General features: G+C 65.8%; 16 protein-coding genes. 5 read left to right on the forward strand and 11 right to left on the reverse strand.

Going from position 1 to position 20,287, the window contains the following annotated elements; all coding sequences use genetic code 11:
• Positions 1–8 precede the first annotated feature (8 nt).
• The 3 genes from LC092_RS02275 (at position 9) to LC092_RS02285 (ending at position 3,625) form a co-directional block, all read left to right on the forward strand.
• Positions 9–1,304 (forward strand): ABC transporter permease subunit, encoded by a 1,296-nt coding sequence (locus tag LC092_RS02275; RefSeq protein WP_224804620.1) that lies wholly within the window; start codon positions 9–11, stop codon positions 1,302–1,304.
• 14 nt (positions 1,305–1,318) lie between these two features.
• A complete protein-coding gene (locus tag LC092_RS02280) occupies positions 1,319–2,173 on the forward strand; it encodes an ABC transporter permease (protein WP_224804622.1) in 855 nt (284 codons plus the stop codon).
• Between the two features lie 240 nt (positions 2,174–2,413).
• Complete coding sequence (locus LC092_RS02285; RefSeq protein ID WP_224804625.1) at positions 2,414–3,625, forward strand: M24 family metallopeptidase; 1,212 nt, start codon at positions 2,414–2,416, stop codon at positions 3,623–3,625.
• Positions 3,626–3,754: 129 nt separating this feature from the next.
• Here the strand turns inward: LC092_RS02285 and LC092_RS02290 are convergent, their stop codons facing one another.
• The 4 genes from LC092_RS02290 to LC092_RS02305 form a co-directional block, all read right to left on the reverse strand.
• Entirely contained in the window at positions 3,755–4,390 is a 636-nt protein-coding gene (locus tag LC092_RS02290) for a sarcosine oxidase subunit gamma (protein ID WP_224804627.1), read from the reverse strand.
• Positions 4,391–4,590: 200 nt separating this feature from the next.
• Positions 4,591–6,270 (reverse strand): FAD-dependent oxidoreductase, encoded by a 1,680-nt coding sequence (locus LC092_RS02295; protein ID WP_318245895.1) that lies wholly within the window; start codon positions 6,268–6,270, stop codon positions 4,591–4,593.
• A 1,052-nt stretch (positions 6,271–7,322) separates the two neighbouring features.
• Positions 7,323–9,545: a xanthine dehydrogenase family protein molybdopterin-binding subunit gene (locus LC092_RS02300; protein WP_224804629.1), complete on the reverse strand. Its 2,223-nt coding sequence runs from the start codon at positions 9,543–9,545 to the stop codon at positions 7,323–7,325.
• Positions 9,546–9,549: 4 nt separating this feature from the next.
• Positions 9,550–10,008: a (2Fe-2S)-binding protein gene (locus LC092_RS02305; RefSeq protein ID WP_224804631.1), complete on the reverse strand. Its 459-nt coding sequence runs from the start codon at positions 10,006–10,008 to the stop codon at positions 9,550–9,552.
• Between the two features lie 125 nt (positions 10,009–10,133).
• On the opposite strand from LC092_RS02305, the gene LC092_RS02310 reads away from it, so the two are divergent.
• Positions 10,134–11,120, forward strand: coding sequence for a LysR family transcriptional regulator (locus LC092_RS02310; RefSeq protein WP_224804633.1), 987 nt, complete (start codon positions 10,134–10,136; stop codon positions 11,118–11,120).
• A gap of 72 nt (positions 11,121–11,192) precedes the next feature.
• Here LC092_RS02310 and scpA read toward each other — a convergent pair whose 3' ends face one another.
• The 7 genes from scpA to LC092_RS02345 form a co-directional block, all read right to left on the reverse strand.
• Positions 11,193–13,337, reverse strand: coding sequence for a methylmalonyl-CoA mutase (gene scpA, locus LC092_RS02315; RefSeq protein ID WP_224804635.1), 2,145 nt, complete (start codon positions 13,335–13,337; stop codon positions 11,193–11,195).
• Positions 13,338–13,401: 64 nt separating this feature from the next.
• Entirely contained in the window at positions 13,402–13,740 is a 339-nt protein-coding gene (locus LC092_RS02320; protein WP_224804637.1) for a hypothetical protein, read from the reverse strand.
• Positions 13,741–13,868: 128 nt separating this feature from the next.
• Entirely contained in the window at positions 13,869–15,875 is a 2,007-nt protein-coding gene (locus LC092_RS02325) for an acetyl/propionyl/methylcrotonyl-CoA carboxylase subunit alpha (RefSeq protein ID WP_224804639.1), read from the reverse strand.
• 121 nt (positions 15,876–15,996) lie between these two features.
• Entirely contained in the window at positions 15,997–16,275 is a 279-nt protein-coding gene (locus LC092_RS02330; protein WP_224804641.1) for a DUF2442 domain-containing protein, read from the reverse strand.
• The gene (locus tag LC092_RS02335) at positions 16,256–16,492 is read right to left on the reverse strand and encodes a DUF4160 domain-containing protein (RefSeq protein WP_224804643.1); all 237 of its coding nucleotides are present in this window, start codon (positions 16,490–16,492) and stop codon (positions 16,256–16,258) included. Before LC092_RS02335 ends, LC092_RS02330 begins: the two co-directional genes overlap by 20 nt.
• Before the next feature lie 18 nt (positions 16,493–16,510).
• Positions 16,511–18,043, reverse strand: coding sequence for an acyl-CoA carboxylase subunit beta (locus tag LC092_RS02340; protein ID WP_224804645.1), 1,533 nt, complete (start codon positions 18,041–18,043; stop codon positions 16,511–16,513).
• A gap of 11 nt (positions 18,044–18,054) precedes the next feature.
• Complete coding sequence (locus LC092_RS02345; RefSeq protein WP_224804647.1) at positions 18,055–18,633, reverse strand: biotin transporter BioY; 579 nt, start codon at positions 18,631–18,633, stop codon at positions 18,055–18,057.
• A 167-nt stretch (positions 18,634–18,800) separates the two neighbouring features.
• Here LC092_RS02345 and LC092_RS02350 point away from each other — a divergent pair, with 167 nt between their 5' ends.
• Positions 18,801–20,213, forward strand: a complete 1,413-nt coding sequence (locus LC092_RS02350; protein WP_224804650.1) for a helix-turn-helix domain-containing protein — start codon at positions 18,801–18,803, stop codon at positions 20,211–20,213.
• The last annotated feature ends 74 nt before the right edge of the window (positions 20,214–20,287 follow it).

The following is a 20,287-nucleotide window of genomic DNA, read 5'->3' on the forward strand; positions in this document are numbered from 1 at the left end:
GCGTCCCGATGAACACCCAGAACCCTGCAAGCACTGACACCGGTCCGGATGAGAATCCGCAGGTGCTCACCACCCGCGACGGCATACCGCTCAAGGTCAGCCTGGCGAGGGCGCTTCGACGCGAGAAACTGCGGGCGCTCGTACTGATCGCGCCGCTGCTTCTGTTCGTTCTCATCACCTTCGCCGCACCGATCGCGGACATGCTGTTCCGGTCCGTGGAAAACGGCATCGTCTCCGAAACGCTGCCGAAGACCGTCGAGGTTCTGGCGACGTGGGATCCGGAGTCGGGAGAGATTCCCGACCAGGCGGCCTTTACCGCGCTCTACGAGGACCTCAAGGTCGCGGTGGAGGAGAAGACGCACACCCGCCTCGGCTCGCGGCTGAACTACGAGGCGTCGGGCATGTCGAGCCTGTTCCGCAAGACCGGGCGACGCATCGGCCGGATGGAACCGGCAGACGCGACGGTCGAACGCTTCATCGACATCGACAAGGACTGGGGCACCGTCGAAACCTGGGCTGTGCTCAAGCGCTATTCACCCACGATCACGCCCGGCTACTTCCTGAACGCGGCCGACATGCAGCTCACCGCCGAAGGCGTCGAGATGAAGCCGGAGAACGAGCGGATCTACCTCTATCTGTTCTGGCGCACGCTGTTCCTGTCGCTGACCATCACGTCCACCTGCCTGTTGCTCGGCTATCCGGTGGCCTTCCTTCTGGCCGCCCTGCCCGCACGCTCGGCGAACCTTCTGATGATCCTGGTGCTCCTGCCGTTCTGGACGTCGCTGCTGGTGCGCACCTCGGCCTGGAAGGTGCTGCTGCAGCAGCAGGGCGTGATCAACGACTTCCTCGTGTGGACCGGACTGGTCAGCGACGCGGGCCGACTGGTAATGATCAACAACCAGACCGGCACGATCATCGCGATGACGCACATCCTGCTGCCCTTCATGATCCTGCCGCTCTATTCGGTGATGAAGACCATCTCCCCGTCCTACGTGCGGGCGGCGAAGAGCCTTGGCGCGACCGACTGGACGGCCTTCTGGCGGGTGTATTTCCCGCAGACGGTGCCGGGCATCGGCGCGGGCGCGATCCTCGTCTTCATCCTGGCCATCGGCTACTACATCACGCCGGAACTGGTCGGCGGCACCGACGGCATCTTCATCTCGAACCGCATCGCCTATCACATCTCGACCTCGCTCAACTGGGGTCTGGCGGCGGCGCTCGGCGTGATCCTGCTGCTCGCGGTGATGCTGCTCTTCTATGTCTACGACAAGATCGTCGGCATCGATAACGTCAAGCTGGGCTAAGGAGAACACAGACCATGTCAGCCCTTCCCGCCTATGCATCCACCGGCCAGCGCGTCTGGCACTACAGCTTCCGCACGATCTGCGGCCTGATCTTCTTCTTCCTGATCTTTCCGATCCTGGTGATCCTGCCGCTGTCGTTCAACGCCGAGAACTTCTTCACCTTCACCAAGGAAATGCTGGCCTTCGATCCGGCCGGCTATTCCTTCAAGCACTATGAGGACTTCTTCACCAACCCCGACTGGCAGCAGGCGATGCGCAATTCCTTTGCCATCGCGCCGGTCGCGACGCTGCTGGCGACCTCCTTCGGAACGCTGGCGGCCATCGGGTTGTCGCAGCAGCATGTGCCCTATCGCTCCGCGATCATGGCCATCCTGATCTCGCCGATGATCGTGCCGCTGATCATCTCGGCCGCCGGCATGTATTTCTTCTACTCGCGCATCGGCCTGCAGGGGACCTATATCGGCGTGGTCCTGGCGCATGCAGCCCTTGGCACGCCCTTCGTGATCATCACCGTCACGGCAACGCTGGTCGGCTTCGACCGGAGCCTGGTGCGGGCGGCGGCAAGCCTTGGCGCCAACCCGGTCACCACCTTCTTCAAGGTGCAGATGCCGCTGATCATTCCCGGCGTCGTCTCCGGTGCGCTGTTTGCCTTCATCACTTCCTTCGACGAGGTCGTGGTGGTGCTGTTCCTGGGCTCGGCGGGTCAGAAGACGCTGCCCTGGCAGATGTTCACCGGCTTGCGCGAACAGATTTCTCCGACCATCCTGGCGGTTGCCTCGTTGATGGTGGCGATCTCGGTCGTGCTGCTGACGGTGCTTGAGCTCCTGCGCCGCCGCTCCGAGCGGTTGCGCGGCCTGACGCCGTCCTGACGGCACGGCCCGGCTGTCCGCCCCGGCGGCGGATGGCCTCACATACAGCGGAGCGCTCCGCTTTCCCGAACGGGAACCGGTGACGGAACGCCAGTCACCGGACGGTCAGGACAGGGCCCTCGCCCCTCCCGACCCGGCGAAGCGCAACGCACCGAGTTTGGCCTGGCGGGCCGGTTCCGATGGAGCCGGCCCGTTTTGCGTTTCAACCGCCGTTTCCGGCAAGCCCGAGAGGAACCCGACGTGTCCGACGATCTCATCCGCACCACCCGCTGGCACAATGGCGAGAAAGCCTGGTCGCCCTTTTCGGATGCCGAAATGACCCGCCGCAAGACCGCGCTGCGGGCAACGCTCGCGAAGCGCGCCATCGATGCCGCGCTTTTCACCTCCTATCACAACATCTGCTACTACTCCGGCTTCCTCTACTGCCAGTTCGGCCGCCGCTATGGCCTCGTCATTGACCAGGAGCAGGCGACGACGATCTCCGCCGGCATCGACGGCGGGCAGCCCTGGCGCCGCTCCCATGGCGATGCAGTGACCTACACCGATTGGCGCCGCGACAATTATTTCTTCGCCCTGCAAGGGCTGACGAAGGGGGTCCGCCGGCTCGGGATCGAGTTCGATCATGTCTCGCTGGAGCTGCGCGCCCTGCTCGCCGACGCCCTGCCCGGCGTGGAGTTCGTCGACATCGCCGCCGACGCAATGAGCCAGCGCACGATCAAGTCAGCCGAGGAACACGCGCTCATCCGCGAAGGCGCGCGGATCTGCGACATCGGCGGTGCGGCGGTGGCCGATGCGGTCGCGCCTGGAGTCGCCGAGCACGAGGTCGCCATCGCCTCGACCAATGCGATGATCCGCGAGATCGCCAGAAGCTTTCGCCAAGTCGAGCTGATGGACACCTGGACCTGGTTCCAGTCGGGCATCAACACCGACGGCGCGCATAACCCGGTCACCAACCGGATCGTCGAAGCCGGGGATATCCTGTCGCTCAACTGCTTTCCGATGATCTTCGGCTATTACACCGCCCTGGAGCGGACGCTGTTCTGCGATCACGCGCCGGACGCGCATCTGAAGCTCTGGGAGATCAACTGCGAGGTGCACCGGCGCGGGCTGGAGCTGATCCGTCCGGGCGCGCGCTGCTGCGACATCGCGGCCGAACTCAACGCGATCTACCGGTCGCACGGGCTGCTGCGCTACCGCTCCTTCGGCTACGGCCATTCCTTCGGCGTGCTTTGCCACTATTACGGGCGCGAGGCATCGGTGGAGCTGCGCGAAGACGTCGAGACGGTGCTTGAACCGGGCATGGTCGTCTCGATGGAACCGATGATCATGATCCCGGAGGGGGAGCCGGGGGCGGGCGGCTACCGCGAGCACGATATCCTCATCGTGACAGACGACGGCGCGGAAAATATCACCGGTTTTCCCTATGGCCCGGCGCACAATGTGATCGGCTGATTTTGCGTGCAAGCCGATCAATATTGCCAAGTTCGAGATCAATATCGCTTAAATTTTCGCGATATTGCCTCCGAACTCGGACAAAATCGGCAAAATCGCAGGCGGCGTCTCACCGCCTGCGGGCGCCGGTCAGGATGCGGGACGCGGAACCGCATGGTCGATCGGGTCGCCGACACGGTAGCCGAATTCGGCCGCCGCATCGCGCAGCCAGCACAGGAAGGCATCGGCGAGGCTGGAGGAGACCAGCAGGTCGAAACTGTCTTCGCTGCGGCGCAGGATGACGACCGGAACCTGATCGATCACGGCCTGCGCCAGCGACCCCGGCGGAAACGCCTTGAGGTCGAAATCGATGGCGACTTGCTTGTTGAGCGTATCGATCGCCGCCGCGCCCGACAGGCGCACGCCCCGGCGGGCCGATCCGAGGTCGACCACGGCGGCGTCATTGGTATCGAGCGCCTCGCCGAGCCGCGTCGCATCCTCCTCGGCGTCGGACAGCCACAGGAAGCGGCCGAAAGCGAGCCAGCCGAGCAGCGCCGCATCGCCTTGCGAGAACCGCCCCGGCCGGCCCGGCGGGTCCGCCTGACACAGCGTCGCCAGCGTCTCCGTCACCGCCTCAAGGCGGTTCGGCCAGGCCCCGATTTCGAGCACGGCGGCAAGCTTGAGCTCGCACAGGGTCACCGCCGGATCTCCGGCGCCAACGGTTTCTCCGGGCGTCAATTCGCCGCTGGTCGGTTCAACGTGAAGCTCGGACGGAGCATCGGACATGCAGGCGGCTCCCGTAAGATGATGAAAAGGCGATCATGGCCGACCTGTCCGGGCCTTTCACTTGCCCGGGCGCCGAACGGCATCAGGTGCGACACCGGCGCGTATCGGCCAAAGGTCTGGCCAGCCACGGAAAAGACGTTCGGCACCGGCGAACCGGCACAGGCCGCATCACCCCAGACTCGCCCGTCGCGTCGTCCCGGTCAAGGCCCACCGCGCGGCGCGACGACCGGCGAGCTGCCGACAAGCTCCGCCACCGAGCAACCGCGCAATCGCGCCAGAACGGCAAGGGCATCGGGGTTCGCAAGGCCGGCACGCGACGTCGCCAGCCCGAGCACGGCGGCAAGACGCTCGTCGCCGGGCCCGGCAAAACCGGCCCGCTCGGCGCGCTCCAGATCCTCGACCGTGACATCGTGGCGCAGGTCGAGGAAGCGCTTGCCGCGGCCCTGCGCCGGCACCTCGACCACGCCCAAAGGCAGGTCCGCCGGCTCTCCGGCCTCGACCTGCGGGCAGGCAGGCGCTTCCCCCAGCTCGCCGCCGCAGGCGCGCACCGCCGCCGCGCCCGCCGCGCGGCCGCTGTCGAGGTCGTCGTTGAGCGCGAGAAGGCCTGCGGCGGCGCCGCAGATCGTCCAGTCCCTCGCCGTCTCACTCGGCACAAGGGCGTTGAGCCGCGCATCAAAAGTGGCCGTGGCGCCTGCTGGCAGGCACGGGATCCAGCCGCCCGAGACGAGCAGCGCGTCGCAGGAGGGATGCATGACATTGGGGCCGAGCTGCCCCGAACGCGGATCGAACCCGCGAATGTCGACCCCCTTGATCGCCCGCCGCCCGCGTGCGGCGGCGACGACCGCACCGGCTTCCAGACGAATTCCGCGCACCGCGAGCGCCGTCACCAGCGCGGGGTCGGGACGGCTGCGCATGTCGACCACGGCTTTCACGCCGACGCCGGCCTCATGCAGCGCAAGCGCCGTGCGCGCCCCGCCATCGTTGTTGGCAAAGACAATGACCTTGTGGCCGACAGCAACGCCATGGCGCCGCGCGCAGCCAAGGCCGGCGGAGGCGAGCATCACGCCGGGCAGATCGTTTCCGGCGAAGATCAGCGACCGCTCCCGCGCCCCTGCCGCCCAGACGACATGGCCGGCGGCAATCCGCCAGTCCCGCCGCCCCGACACGCCCTGTTCGACGGCGCGCAACACGCCCCCTTCGCCTGCGGAGCAGACCCGGGTGCGCGGCAACATCGTGACATTCGGGAGAGCACCGAGCGCACGGGCGGTGGCCTGCGCCCAGTCATGGGGTGCCGCTCCATCAAGCCGGCCGGAGGTCTCGACCAGCCGTCCGCCGGCCCGCCGGTTCTCATCGACCAGCAAAACGCGCAGGCCGGCGGCAGCCGCGACCTTGGCCGCCATCAGGCCCGCCGGTCCGGCACCGACCACCAGCACGTCGCAGGCGGCCTCCAGCGTGCCTGTGTTTCCTGTATCCGTCGTCTCCGCGACGCCATCTCCCTCACCGGGGCAAGAGATGCGACGAGGCCCGCGCAAGGCTTCGGCTCCGATCAGGGCGAATGGCAGTGACAGCCAGCCGCGCGATGGACGCCAGACCTCCAGATCCGCTTCAAGATCGACCTCCCGGGCAGCCATGTCCAACGCCCGCGCAGGGCGCCCTGCCCGCGCCACGCGCAGGTCGGTCAGATCATCGTCGGCGCCGAATACGCCGCGCGGCCGGCGATAGCGGGAACTGCGTCCAAACCGCAAAACGCCTGAGGCAAGGAGCGCCGAGGCGAGCGTGTCGCCGAAGAATCCAGTAGCGTCACGCCCATCGACACGAAACCGGATCTCTCGCCCCCGGTCGATCCACACGCCGCCGTCCTTCAGCCGATAGCCGCTCACGAAAACTCCTCAAGGTGACCCTGCTCGGCGAAGCCGCGAGGCCGTCGGCTAACCAGTGGCCGAAACGCCGCGGCCCGTTATGGACAGGGCCTGCCGGGGATGCCAACGAAAAACCGCGCCGGATCGCTCCGGCGCGGCGAAGTTGCTGACAAAACCATGGAGAAAGGCGTCCTCCCGGACGCAGCGTTAGCTGCGATCCGGACACCGGGAGGCACGGTTTCGCGGTGAGCACCCCACAAGACCATAAGCTTCTGGCTCTCCAATACCGGGTCGCGCTTCCGCTTGCCCGGTATGACGCGAGAGAACATGCGCACCCCTCGTCAGCAGTCTGAACCGCGCCGGGTCGCTCCGGCACGGTGCGGTTGCTGGCAAAGCCACGGAAAAGGCGTCATTCCGGACGTAGCGTAAGCTGCGATCCGGAATCGGGGAGGCACGGTTTCCCGGTGACCACCCCACAAGACCATAAGCTTCTGGCTCTCAGATACCGGGTCGCGCTTTCGCTTGCCCGGTATGACGCGGCAGAGCATGCGCCCCCTTCATCAACCGTCCGCACCGCGCCGGGTCGCTCCGGCGCGGTGCGGTTTCTGGCAAAACCTCGGAAAAGGCGTCATTCCGGACGCAGCGTTTGCTGCGATCCGGAATCGGGGAGGCACGGTTTCCCGGTGACCACCCCACAAGACCATAAGCTTCTGGCTCTCCGATACCGGGTCGCGCTTCCGCTTGCCCGGTATGACGCGGGAGAGCATGCGCACCCTTCGTCAACCGTCCGCACCGCGCCGGATTGCTCCGGCGCGGTGCGGCTTCTGGCAAAGCCACGGAAAAGGCGTCATTCCGGACGCAGCGTTAGCTGCGATCCGGAATCGGGGAGGCACGGTTTCGCGGTGAGCACCCCACTAAGACCATAAGCTTCTGGCTCTCCGATACCGGGTCGCGCTTTCGCTTGCCCGGTATGACGCGGGAGAACATGCGCAATCTTCATCAACCGTCCGCACCGCACCGGATTGCTCCGGCGCGGTGCGGTCTCGTGAAGAGCCCCGGCTTTGAGAAGCCGGTCAGGCAAGGCCCGCCTTGGAGAGCGGCAGGACCGACGGGACGCTGCCGGTCGCGGCGCGGATCGCATTGGCGACGGCCGGGCCGATGGGCGGGGTGCCGGGCTCGCCCGCACCGGTGGGCGCGGCCGCCGAGGCGATCACCTCGACCTCGACCGCCGGCATGTCTTCCATGCGCAGCGGACGGTAGGTGTCGAAGTTTTCCTGGTCGACGTGGCCATCGGTCAGCGTGATCTCGTCGAAGAGGATCGCGCCGAGCCCGTAACCGATGCCGCCCTCCATCTGCGCCTTGACGTTGTCGGGATTGACGGCGACGCCGCAGTCGACCGCACACCAGACCTTCTCGACCTTGAAGGTGCCGTCGTCGCGCCGGCTGACCTCCGCGACCTCGGCCACATAGCTGTTGAAAGACTTGTGGACGGCAACGCCGCGGAAGCGGCCTTCGGGCGCACCCTCGCTCCAGCCGGACATCTCGACGACCTTGTCGAGCACGCCGAGCTTGCGGGCGTTGTCGGCATCATGCGCGTCGCTCCCGGTCTTGCGGGTGAGATGCGCCCGGCGGAAGGCGACCGGATCGGCACCGGCCGCCTCGGCGGCGCGGTCGATCATGGTTTCCACCACATAGGCCGTCTGGGTGTGGCCGACAGACCGCCACCACAAAACCGGCACGCCGACCTTCGGCGAATGCAGCTCGCCGTGGAACGCCGACACCGCATAGCTGAAGTCCTCGACGCCCTCGACGGAGGTGGAATCGATCCCGTCCTTGACGGCGAAGGATTCAAACGCCGTTCCGCTCATCAGCGACTGCTGGACGATGCGATGGTGCCAGCCGACCAGATTGCCATCGGCATCGAGACCGACACGCACCTTGTGAACGCCCATCGGCCGGTAGTAGCCGGCGCGCGTGTCATCCTCGCGGGTGTAGACCAGTTTGATCGGCTGGGACTTGCCCCAGATCTTCGCAATGGAGGCCGCCTCGACGATGTGCTTGGCGTCAAACGAAGTGCGCCGGCCGAAGGAGCCGCCGCCGTAGAGCGTGTTGATCGCGACATTTTCCTGCGGGATGCCCAGCACGGAGGCCGCCGTTGCCTGGTCGACCGTCTGGAACTGCGCAGGATACCAAAGTGTCGCCCGGTCTCCCTCGACATGGATGGTGAGCACCATCGGCTCCATCATGCCATGGGCGAGATAGGGAAACTCGAAGGTCTCCTCGACCACATTCGCCGCGCCCTCAAGCTGCGCCGCCGCATCGCCATCGTGCCGGAACACCGGCCCCTCGGCTTGCGCCAGCGTGCGGTATTCGTCGAACAGGGCATCGGAGGACCGGGTTTCGGCCTTGCTTTCGTCCCACTCGATCTCCAGCAGGCCCTGCGCCTTGATCGCCGGCCAGGTGGAGGTCGCAAGCACCGCAACGCCGTGGCCCGGCACATCGATGACGTCGACGACGCCCGCGACCTTGCGCGCCTCGTCGGCGTTGAGCGAAGCGACCGTCGCGCCGAAGGCCCGCGGACGGGTCAAAACGGCAACCAGTTGGTCGTCGCGCTGCACGTCCATGCCGTAGGTATTGGGCGCGCCGACCGTCTTGTTCGCCACGTCGAGCCGCGGGAAGCCCTTGCCGATATAGACCCACTGGTCCGGCGTCTTGAGGGTGACGTCGCCCGGCACGTCCAGCGCCGCTGCCGCCTCGGCCATCTCGCCGAAGGTCGCCGACTTGCCCGAGGGATGCGACAGGGTGCCGGCCTTGACGGAGATCTCGGAGGCTGCAACGCCCCAGGCCTCGGCGGCGGCCGCCACCAGCATGGCGCGCGCAGTGGCGCCGGCCTTGCGATACTGCTCGAAGGAGTTGGCGATGGCGGTCGAGCCGCCCGTCCCCTGAACGCCGAAGAGCAGATTCTGGTACTTCGCATTGTCGGCGGGCGCGAATTCCGCCCGCATCTGCTCCGTCGAGGCATCGAGTTCCTCGGCGACGAGGGTCGCAAGCCCCGTGGCGTTGCCCTGCCCCATGTCGAGATGCTTGTTGAGCACGGTGACAAGATTGTCCGGCGTGATGCGCACGAAGGGCGTGAACATCTGGTCCGAGGCAGCGCCTTCCGCGGCCTGCGCCAGGGAACCCGGCAGCTTGACGCCGATCAGCAGCCCGCCGGCAGCGCCGGCGGAGAGCTTCAAAAAGGAGCGCCGGCTCGGGCGCGGGGCCGCATTGGCCATTCGTTGCATGAGATGCAGCATCGGCTCAGCCCTCCATCGTTTCGGATGCGCGGTGGATCGCCGCGCGGATGCGGTGGTACGTGGCGCAGCGACAGACGTTTCCGCTCATCGCGGCGTCGATGTCGTCGTCGCTCGGCTTCGGCGTCTCGGCCAGAAGCGCGGTCGCCGCCAGAATCTGCCCCGACTGGCAGTAGCCGCATTGCGGAACGTCGAGCTCGCGCCAGGCGGCCTGCACGGCGCTGGCCGCCTTGCCGTCGACACCCTCGATGGTGGTGATCTTCGCGCCTTCGACATCCGACACCCGCGTCTGGCAAGACCGGGTGGGAAACCCGTCCATCTGCACGGTGCAGGCGCCACAGGCTGCAATGCCGCAGCCGTATTTCGTTCCGGTCAATTGCAACTCGTCGCGCAAAACCCACAACAGCGGCGTCTCGGGATCGACATCGACCTCTCGATCCTCGCCGTTCACATTCAAACGGATCATGAAAGCCTCCTGGACGCGGGACCGGCGACTTGCGCGCCGGCCTTTCGAAAACGGAACCCGATTGTATCTGGGGCAGATGCCGTCTATCGTCCAATTGATTTTGGGTATCCTGTGACATTCACCAGATGAATATATCAGCCATCGACCTCAATCTTCTCGTCGCCTTCGACGCGCTGTTCAGCGAACGAAATGTCACGCGCGCGGCGCGCCGGGTCGGCCTGTCGCAACCGGCGATGTCGAACGCGCTGTCGCGCCTGCGCGCGCTGCTCGACGACGAGCTGTTCGTGCGCTCCGGCCGGGGCATGGAGCCGACGGCCCGGGCGCAATCGCTTGCGCTGCCCGTGCGCGAGGCGCTGGCGCGGATCGAGGAGGCGCTGGCCCCGGCACTGGCCTTCGACCCGGCCCGGCTCGACCGGGTGGTGAGGATCGCCATGACCGACAATTCCATGGCGGTGCTCCTGATCGACATGATCGAGCGGGTCCGGGAGACGGCTCCCAGTCTCGATCTTCACATCAAGAACACGCGGACCGTCGGCATGGCACCGATGCTGGACGACGGCGAGATCGATCTCGCCATCGGGGTCGTCGGCGATCTTGAACCCCGCCACCGCGCCGCGCCGCTCTATGCGGATCGCCTGGTCGGGATCGCCCGGCGCGGGCGGTTCGGACCCGACGGTCCGACACTGGAGCAATTCGTCGAAGCCGAACACGCGCTGGTCGCCCCGCGCAACGGTCCGGGTGGCGCGATCGATGCAGCGCTTGCAGCGCGCGGGCTGAAGCGGCGCGTGTTCCTGACCCTGCCGCAGTTCATCTTCGCGCCTTATGCGGTCGCGAAAGCCGATCTGGTCGCCTGCCTGCCGGCGCGCATCGCGCTCGCCAAGGCGGAGCTGCTGGACCTGGAGATCTTCGAACCGCCGATCGAGATGCCGGAATTCACCGTCAAGCTGATCTGGCACAGCCGCGACGACGCGGATCCCGCCCACCAGTGGCTGCGCACGACCATCGCCGCAGTGGCGCAGGACGTCACCCGCCACAATGAAGACGCGCTCTGGGGGATGTGCCGGCCGCAGGTCCGCGCGCCGGCGCGCGAGATCGCGGACACGCCGGCCTGAGCAAGGTGATGCAAAACGGCCGGTCGCGGGATCGCAACCGGCCGTGTTCAGTCGATCAGAAAGCGCAGCGCCTTACGCTACGTTGCGGCGGCGGCCGGCGATGAGGTCGAGCACCGAGCGGGCGGCGTCGAGCACGTTGGAGCCGGGGCCGAAGATCGCCGCGACGCCGGCCTCTTTCAGGAACTCGTAGTCCTGACGCGGGATGACGCCGCCGCAGACGACGATGATGTTGCCGGCGCCGCGTTCCTCCAGCGCCTTGACGAGCTGCGGCAGCAGCGTCTTGTGGCCGGCGGCAAGCGACGACACGCCGACCACATGGACCTTGGCGTCGATGGCGGCCTTGGCCGCCTCCTCCGGCGTCTGGAACAGCGGGCCGGCGAGCACCTCGAAGCCGACATCGCCGAAGGCCGAGGAAATCACCTTGGCACCCCGGTCGTGACCGTCCTGCCCGAGTTTCGCGACCATCACGCGCGGCTTTTCGCCAAGCTCGGCGGCGAGATCGGAGAGACGCGCGACCAGCGTCTGGTACTCCGGCTCGTCCTTGTATTCGCCGGCGTAGATGTCGGTGACGACTTCCGGGGTCGCCGCATGGTCGCCGAAGACGGCGCGCATGGCGTCGGAAATCTCGCCGACGGTGGCCCGCGCCCGGGCCGCTTCGACGGCGCGCTCCAGGATGTTGCCCTTACCGGTGCGCGCGGTTTCCTCAAGCGCCTTGAGCGTTTCGGCCACCGCGTCGGGATCGCGGGTCTCGCGGATCTTCTCCAGCCGGCGGACCTGCGACTTGCGCACCGCCGCATTGTCGATCTGCAGGATGTCGAGCGCGTCCTCGTCGTCGCGGCGGTACTTGTTGACGCCGACGATCACCGCATCGCCCTTGTCGACGGCGGCCTGACGGCGGGTGGCCGCTTCCTCGATCATGCGCTTGGGCAGACCCTTGTCGACGGCGGCCGTCATGCCGCCTTCCGCCTCGATGCGCTCGATGATCTCCCAGGCGCGGGTGGCGAGCTCGTCGGTCAGGCTCTCGACGTAATAGGAGCCGGCCAGCGGATCGACGACATTGGTGACGCCGGTCTCATGGTTGAGGATGAGCTGGGTGTTGCGGGCGATGCGGGCGGAAAACTCCGTCGGCAGGGCAATCGCCTCGTCGAAGGAGTTGGTGTGCAGCGACTGGGTGCCGCCGAGCACCGCCGACATCGCCTCGAAGGCCGTGCGCACGATGTTGTTGTAGGGATCCTGCTCGGCCAAGGACACGCCCGACGTCTGGCAGTGGGTGCGCAGCATCTTCGACTGCGGCTTCTTCGGCTCGAACTCGTCCATGATGCGCGACCACAACAGCCGCGCCGCGCGCAGCTTCGCCGCCTCCATGAAGAAGTTCATGCCGATACAGAAGAAGAACGACAGTCGGCCCGCGAAGGCGTCGACGTCGAGGCCCTTCTTCAGCGCCGCGCGCACGTATTCGCGTCCGTCGGCGAGCGTGAAGGCCAGTTCCTGCACCAGCGTCGCGCCGGCTTCCTGCATGTGGTAGCCGGAGATCGAGATCGAGTTGAAGCGCGGCATTTCCTTGGCCGTATACTCGATGATGTCCGCGACGATCCGCATGGAAGGCTCCGGCGGATAGATATAGGTGTTGCGGACCATGAACTCCTTGAGGATGTCGTTCTGGATCGTGCCGGAAAGCTCGGCGCGCGTCGCGCCCTGCTCCTCGCCGGCGACGATGAAGCTTGCAAGCACAGGGATGACCGCGCCGTTCATGGTCATGGAAACGGACATTTCCTTCAGCGGGATGCCGTCGAAGAGGATCTTCATGTCCTCCACGCTGTCGATGGCGACGCCGGCCTTGCCGACATCGCCGACGACGCGCGGATGGTCGCTGTCGTAACCGCGATGGGTGGCGAGGTCGAAGGCGACCGACAGGCCCTTCTGGCCGGCGGCGAGCGCCTTGCGATAAAACGCGTTGGACTCCTCGGCCGTCGAAAAGCCCGCATACTGGCGGATGGTCCATGGGCGACCGGCATACATAGTCGCGCGCGGCCCGCGCAGGAAGGGATCGAAGCCGGGGAGCGTACCGAGATGGTCGATCCCCTCAAGATCCGCTTGCGTGTAGAGCGGCTTGACGGGGATCCCTTCCGGCGTCTGCCAGACGAGATCCTCCGCGCTCTGGCCCTTGAGTTCCCTGGACGCCAGGTCCATCCAGTCGCGTACGGTCTTTTCTGTCATCTTGTCATCCCTCCGCGGGCCTGTCCTGCCAGGACATGCTCATTCTCGGAAAATGGCTTCAATCTCAGGCGACAGCACCTGTCACCCTGCGTTCTCCGGACGGCCAGTCCCTCACCACGAACAGCCCTGCGACCGCATAGCCGGCCAGAAAAAGATACCCCAGCGACACCGAGGACACGATGCCGAGGATGGCGAGCTGTCCGCCAATCGCGACAGCAGCCAGGCCGAGGCCGAAGAGCAGCGCAAGCCGGCCGATCCGCACGGACCCGAACAGCATCCGCATGCAAAGCCCGTAGGCCAGGCCGCCCCAGGCCCCCCACACACCGGCGTTGAACAGATGAACCCAGAAGGGTCCGCCGCCGAACGCCGGAATTCCCACCAGAGCCGCCTTGGCGAAGAACATTCCGGCTGACCCCGTCGGCGGAAACCGGACCCAGATCGCGCCGTGGGCCACCATCGCCACGCTGGTCGCAAGGGCACCTGCAAGTACGCAACACAGAATCCGGATCTCCTTGCCGGGGTCTATCCGCACTATTCGAATTCCATGATCAGCTCGTCGACGGCGAGACTGTCGCCGGGCTTGGCGTTGACGCTCTTCACAACGCCCTTGCGTTCCGCCTTCAGGACATTCTCCATCTTCATCGCCTCGACGGTCGCAAGCGTCTGGCCTTCTTCCACCGCCTGACCGGCTTCGACCGAGATCGAGACGATCAGCCCCGGCATCGGGCACAAGAGCATCTTGGAGGTGTCGGCCGGGATCTTCTCCGGCATCAGCCGCGCGGCCTCCGCCTGGCGCGGCGTGAGGCAGGTGACGGTGAGATCCGCGCCGCGCATGCGCATGCGATAGCCCTGGATGGTGCGGGCGATCTTGACCGCGCAGGAAACGCCGTCGACCACCGCCTCCACCAGCGGCATGCCCGGACGCCAGCCGTTGAGCGAGACCGCCATCGGCGCGCCATTTGCGCCCTCGATGCGGAAACCGTCGCTCGTCTCGAGCACCTTGACCGCATGTTCGACTTTGTCGAGGGTCACGACCCAATTGGGATTGACCACCCGGCGATGGTTGTCCATCGCGCCGGAAATGCCGGTGGCCCGGGTCTCGGAGACAAAATTGCAGGCGGCCGCGATGGCGACGAGACGCGCGATGCTCGCGTCATCGAGCGTCGCGCCGGCAAAGCCGTCCGGATATTCCTCGGCAATGAAGGCCGTGGTGATGTTGCCCGAGCGGAACCGCTCGTGATCCATCACGGCGGAGAGGAACGGCAGATTGTGGCCGATGCCCTCGACCTCGAAGCGGTCGAGGGCCGCCGACATGGCGTCGATCGCGGTCAGCCGGTCCGGCGCCCAGGTGCAGAGCTTGGCGATCATCGGATCGTAGAACATGGAGATCTCGCCGCCCTCGAAGACGCCGGTGTCGTTGCGCACGACGATGCCGTCCGCGTTGCGGCCCTCCTGCGGCGGACGATAGCGCGTCAGCCGGCCGATGGAGGGCAGGAAGTTGCGGTAGGGATCTTCCGCGTAAAGCCGGCTTTCGATGGCCCAGCCATTCAGCTTGACGTCGTCCTGGGTGACGGAGAGCGTCTCGCCGGCGGCGACGCGGATCATCTGCTCGACAAGGTCGATGCCGGTGATCAGCTCGGTCACCGGGTGCTCCACCTGCAGGCGGGTGTTCATCTCCAGGAAATAGAAATTGCGCTCCCCATCGACGATGAATTCCACCGTGCCGGCGGAGGCGTAGCCGACGGCTTTTGCAAGGGCGACCGCCTGTTCGCCCATGGCCTTGCGCGTCTCGGCGTCGAGGAAGGGCGACGGCGCCTCCTCGATGACCTTCTGGTTGCGGCGCTGGATGGAGCATTCGCGCTCGCCGAGATAGATCGTGTTGCCGTGCGTGTCAGCCAGCACCTGGATCTCGATGTGGCGCGGCTGGGTGACGAACTTCTCGATGAAGATGCGATCGTCGCCGAAGGAACTGGCCGCCTCGTTCTTCGACGACTGGAAGCCCTCGCGGACCTCGCCCTCGCTCCAGGCGATGCGCATGCCCTTGCCGCCGCCGCCGGCCGACGCCTTGATCATCACCGGATAGCCGATCTCGCCGGAGATTTTCACCGCCTCGTCGCCGTCCGCGATCAGGCCCATGTAGCCCGGAACGGTGGAGACGCCGGCTTCCGCCGCGAGCTTCTTCGACGTGATCTTGTCGCCCATCGCCTCGATGGCGTTCGGCGGCGGGCCGATGAAGGCGACGCCCTCCTTCGCGAGCGCCTCGGCAAATTCCGCGCGCTCCGACAGGAAGCCGTAGCCGGGGTGTACCGCATCGGCGCCCGACTGGCGGATGGCGTCCAGGATCTTGTCGATCACGATATAGGACTGGTTCGCCGGCGGCGGGCCGATGTGGATCGCCTCGTCGGCCATCTTCACATGCAGCGCGTCGCGGTCGGCGTCGGAATAGACGGCGACGGTCGCGATGCCCATCTTCTTGGCGGTCTTGATGACGCGGCAGGCGATCTCGCCGCGGTTCGCGATCAGGATTTTCTTCAGCATTCTGTGTCTTTCCGATCTGAATGACGTGCCCGCATCATGTGTGACGCCACCTTCAACTTCGTCTTTTGCTGTCAGGTGGAAGTTGCGCGAGAACCGGGCAACGGATTTTCCACCCTCGAAACTACTCAGCCGCCTCCGCCGGAGGCGTCGCGCCAGGGGCCTTACGGCCCTTCAGCATCCCCTCAATGCTCAGGTCCTCGTCGATCTCCGGCCAATGCACGCCGAAGGGCGACAACTCGATCACGCGGCGCTGCTCCGGTGTCGCCTGGAGGAGCCGCGGATACCACCACAGGGGCGTGACGAGACGAACTCCGTCGGCAAGCGTGACCACGAGTTCGCTCTCGGTGCAGTGAGCCGCGACCGGCTCGAGAAGATCATGATCAATCTCCAAAATATTCATGCCACCTCTCCACGAAAGCGTCTCGGTTTCGGGTCACGACTTTCAGGATCGCCGAAATATCCTGATCGCTACACCGCCTGTTTTTCGCGACCGCAAGGCTCTCCAGCCAGATTTTGACTTCCTTGCGATCCTTGCGAACATGAACATGCGGCGGTTCATGGCCATCGAGACTGTAGAACAGAAACTTCCATCCCTTCCATTCGAAGATCGTCGGCACCCCGGACGCCTCCCCGCCTCACAGCGGAATGTTGTCGTGCTTCTTCCACGGGTTCGTCAGCGTCTTCTTGCGAAGCGCGGCGAAGGCGCGGGCGACACGTTTGCGCGTCGACTGCGGCATGATCACATCGTCGATGAAGCCCTTTTCGGCCGCGACGAAGGGATTGGCGAAACGGTCTTCATATTCCTTGGTGCGCGCGGCGATCTTCTCGGCATCTCCGAGTTCGGAGCGGTAGAGGATTTCGGTCGCGCCCTTGGCGCCCATCACCGCGATCTCGGCCGTCGGCCAGGCGTAGTTGATGTCGCCGCGAATGTGCTTGGAGGCCATGACGTCATAGGCGCCGCCATAGGCCTTTCGGGTGATCACCGTGACCTTGGGAACCGTCGCCTCGCCATAGGCGAACAGCAGCTTGGCGCCGTGCTTGATGACACCGCCATATTCCTGGGTCGTGCCCGGCAGGAAGCCCGGAACATCGACAAGTGTCAGGATCGGAATGTTGAAACAGTCGCAGAAGCGCACGAAGCGCGCCGCCTTGCGCGAGGCGTTGATGTCGAGCACGCCGGCCAGCACCATCGGCTGGTTGGCGACCACGCCGACCGTCTGCCCCTCGATGCGGATGAAGCCGGTGATGATGTTGCCTGCAAACGCCTCCTGGAGCTCGAAGAAATCGCCCTCGTCGGCGATCTTCACGATCAGCTCCTTCATGTCGTACGGCTTGTTCGGATTGTCCGGGATCAGCGTGTCGAGCGAGGGCTCGACGCGCGCCGGGTCGTCGAAGAACGTGCGCACCGGCGGCTTTTCCCGGTTGCTCGCCGGCAGGAAATCCATGAAGCGGCGCAGCGCGATCAGCGCTTCCACATCATTGTCGAAAGCGCCGTCGGCGACCGAGGACTTGCTGGTGTGGGTCTTGGCGCCGCCGAGTTCTTCCGCCGTCACCACCTCGTTGGTCACGGTCTTTACCACATCCGGGCCGGTGACGAACATGTAGGAGGTGTCGCGCACCATGAAGATGAAATCGGTCATCGCCGGCGAATAGACCGCGCCACCGGCGCAGGGCCCCATGATGACGCTGATCTGCGGCACGACGCCGGAGGCCATGATGTTGCGCTGGAAGATTTCGCCATAGGCGGCGAGCGAGGCCACGCCCTCCTGGATGCGGGCGCCACCACTGTCGTTCAGCCCGACGACGGGTGCGCCGTTCTGCATCGCCATGTCCATGATCTTGCAGATCTTCTGCGCGTGCGTCTCCGAAACCGAGCCGCCGAAGACGGTGAAATCCTGCGAGAACACATAGACCTGGCGGCCGTTGACCGTGCCCCAGCCGGTGATGACGCCGTCGCCCGGCATCTGCGTGCCGCTCATGCCGAACTCGACGCAGCGGTGGGCGACGAACATGTCGTATTCCTCAAACGACCCTTCGTCGAGAAACACGTCGATGCGCTCGCGCGCGGTCAGCTTGCCCTTTGAATGCTGGGCGTCGATCCGGCGTTTCCCGCCGCCCATCCGGGTGGCGGCGCGGCGGTTTTCCAGCTCCTGCAAAATCTCCTGCATGGACGGGCCTTTCAGCTACGAGGACGAGGGGTCAGCGCCACGGCAATGGCGGCGGCGAGAAGCGACTTGACGATACCGCCAAGAACGAAGGGATACAGCCCCCAGGCGAGAACCGGCTTGTCGAAACCGAGAAGCAGGCCGAGCCAGAGCAGGCCGGGGACAAAGACAACCGCCTGGGCGATCAGCGCGGCCGGCACGGCGCGCCACAGGTTTTGCGTCCAGCCGCTGAGCGCGAACCAGCCCGCAAGCCAGGCGGAGGCGAGGAAACCGACGAGGAACCCGCCCGTCGGGCCGGCCATATAGGCAAGGCCGATGCCCTTGGCCGGCGTCCCGGAGAAGACCGGCAAACCGGCCGCGCCCTGCGCCAGATAGAGCAGCACGGCGGCGGCGGCGCAGCGCGGGCCGAGCGTGAAGCCCAGCACCAGCAGCGCCAGCGTCTGCAGCGTCATCGGAACGGGATAGAAGGGGATGCTGACCTTGGCGGAGACGGTGAGAAGCAGCGATCCGGCGAAAGCGGTGGCGAGCGTCGCGACAAGGCCCTTCGGCGCGAAGGACAGCGAAGCGCGTGTCGATCCGGCATGTTGCGTCATTGCGAAACCTCCCGATGCAATCGTCCGTGCTCCTACCCGTTTAACGCGGCGAAGTCAGAGTTGAAAAAGCCGCAAAGCGAATTTAATCTGTTTGCAAATTCAATTCTGCAAATTTGCAAACTCGCCGGACAGGCCGTCACGGCGGATCGGGAGACGGACACGCCGGAATGAAAAAACTTTTCCTCGGCCGCCAGATCCGCAGTCTGCGCGAGAAAGCGGCGCTGACGCAACGGGATTTCGCCGAAAGGCTCGGCCTGTCGACCAGCTACGTCAACCAGCTGGAGAACAACCAGCGCCCGGTCTCCGCCCCCGTGCTCTTGTCGCTCAGCGAGAAATTCAGCCTCGATATCTCCTCGCTGTCGGTGGACGACAACGACCGGCTGCTTGCAGCGCTTCAGGAAGTCTTCGCCGATCCGGTGTTCGCGGGCAACGTGCCGGGGCTGCAGGACTTCAAGATGGTGTGCCAAAACGCACCGGACATCGCCCACGGGCTGGTGCGGCTGCATCAGGCCTACCGCCAGACCAGCGAGCAGCTCGCCACCCTCGACGACACGCTGGCGCGCGACGAGAGCCTGGCGCGGCCGACGCCTTACGAGGAAGTGCGCGATTTCTTCCACTTCGAGAACAATTACATCCACGACCTCGACCTGGCGGCGGAAGCTCTGTCGCAGACAATCGCGCCGGCCGGACGGATCTTCGCCCGCGATCTGGTCGACCACCTGGAAACCCGGCATGGCATCACCGTGCAGCGCCGCCGCTCGGGCGAGGACGCGGGCCAGATCCGCACCTATGACAGCGCGGCCAAACGGCTGGTGCTCAACGAGGCCCTGCCGGAATCGACCATCGTCTTTCAGCTCGCCCACCAGATCGCCCTGCTGGAGGCGACCGGGATCATGGACGGCGTGTTGAAGGATGCGAAGTTCCAGTCGGACGACGCCATCCATGTCGCGCGCATCGGGCTTGCCAATGCCTTCGCCGGCGCGCTGGTGCTGCCCTATCGCGCCTTCCTGCGCGCGGCGCAGGAAACCCGCCACGACCTCGACCTGATCGCCGACCGCTTCGGCGCGAGCCTCGAACAGGTCGCGCATCGCCTGTCGACGCTGCAACGGCCCCGCATGAAGGGCATCCCGTTCTTCTTTGCCCGCGTCGACCGGGCCGGCAACATCACCAAGCGGCACTCCGCCACAAAGCTGCAGTTCGCCCGCTTCGGTGCCGCCTGCCCCTTGTGGAACGTCCATCGCGCCTTCGAGACCCAGGGCACGATCATCCGCCAGTTGGCCGAGACGCCGGACGGCTCGCGCTACATCTCGCTCGCCGCGCATGTGATCAAGAAATCGGGCGGCTACAGCGGGCCGGTGCTGCATTACGCCATCGCGCTCGGCACGGAGATCGCCCATGCCCGCGACATCGTCTATTGCGACGACCTCGACCTGACCCGCGCCGCCGCCTTCGAGCCGATCGGCATCTCTTGCCGCATCTGCGAGCGGCTGACCTGCCCGCAACGCTCCGTGCCGCCGCTCAACCGCGCCATCACCATCGACAGCAACGACCGCCGGCTGATCCCCTATACGATTGCCTAAAAGCAGGCGCACCCCGCGAGAACGGACAAATTGAATGGGAGCGCCCGCGATTCGTCGGTATTATCGACGAATCA

Origin of the sequence: Stappia stellulata (assembly GCF_020176715.1) — a bacterium.
Classification (GTDB): Bacteria; Pseudomonadota; Alphaproteobacteria; order Rhizobiales; family Stappiaceae; genus Stappia.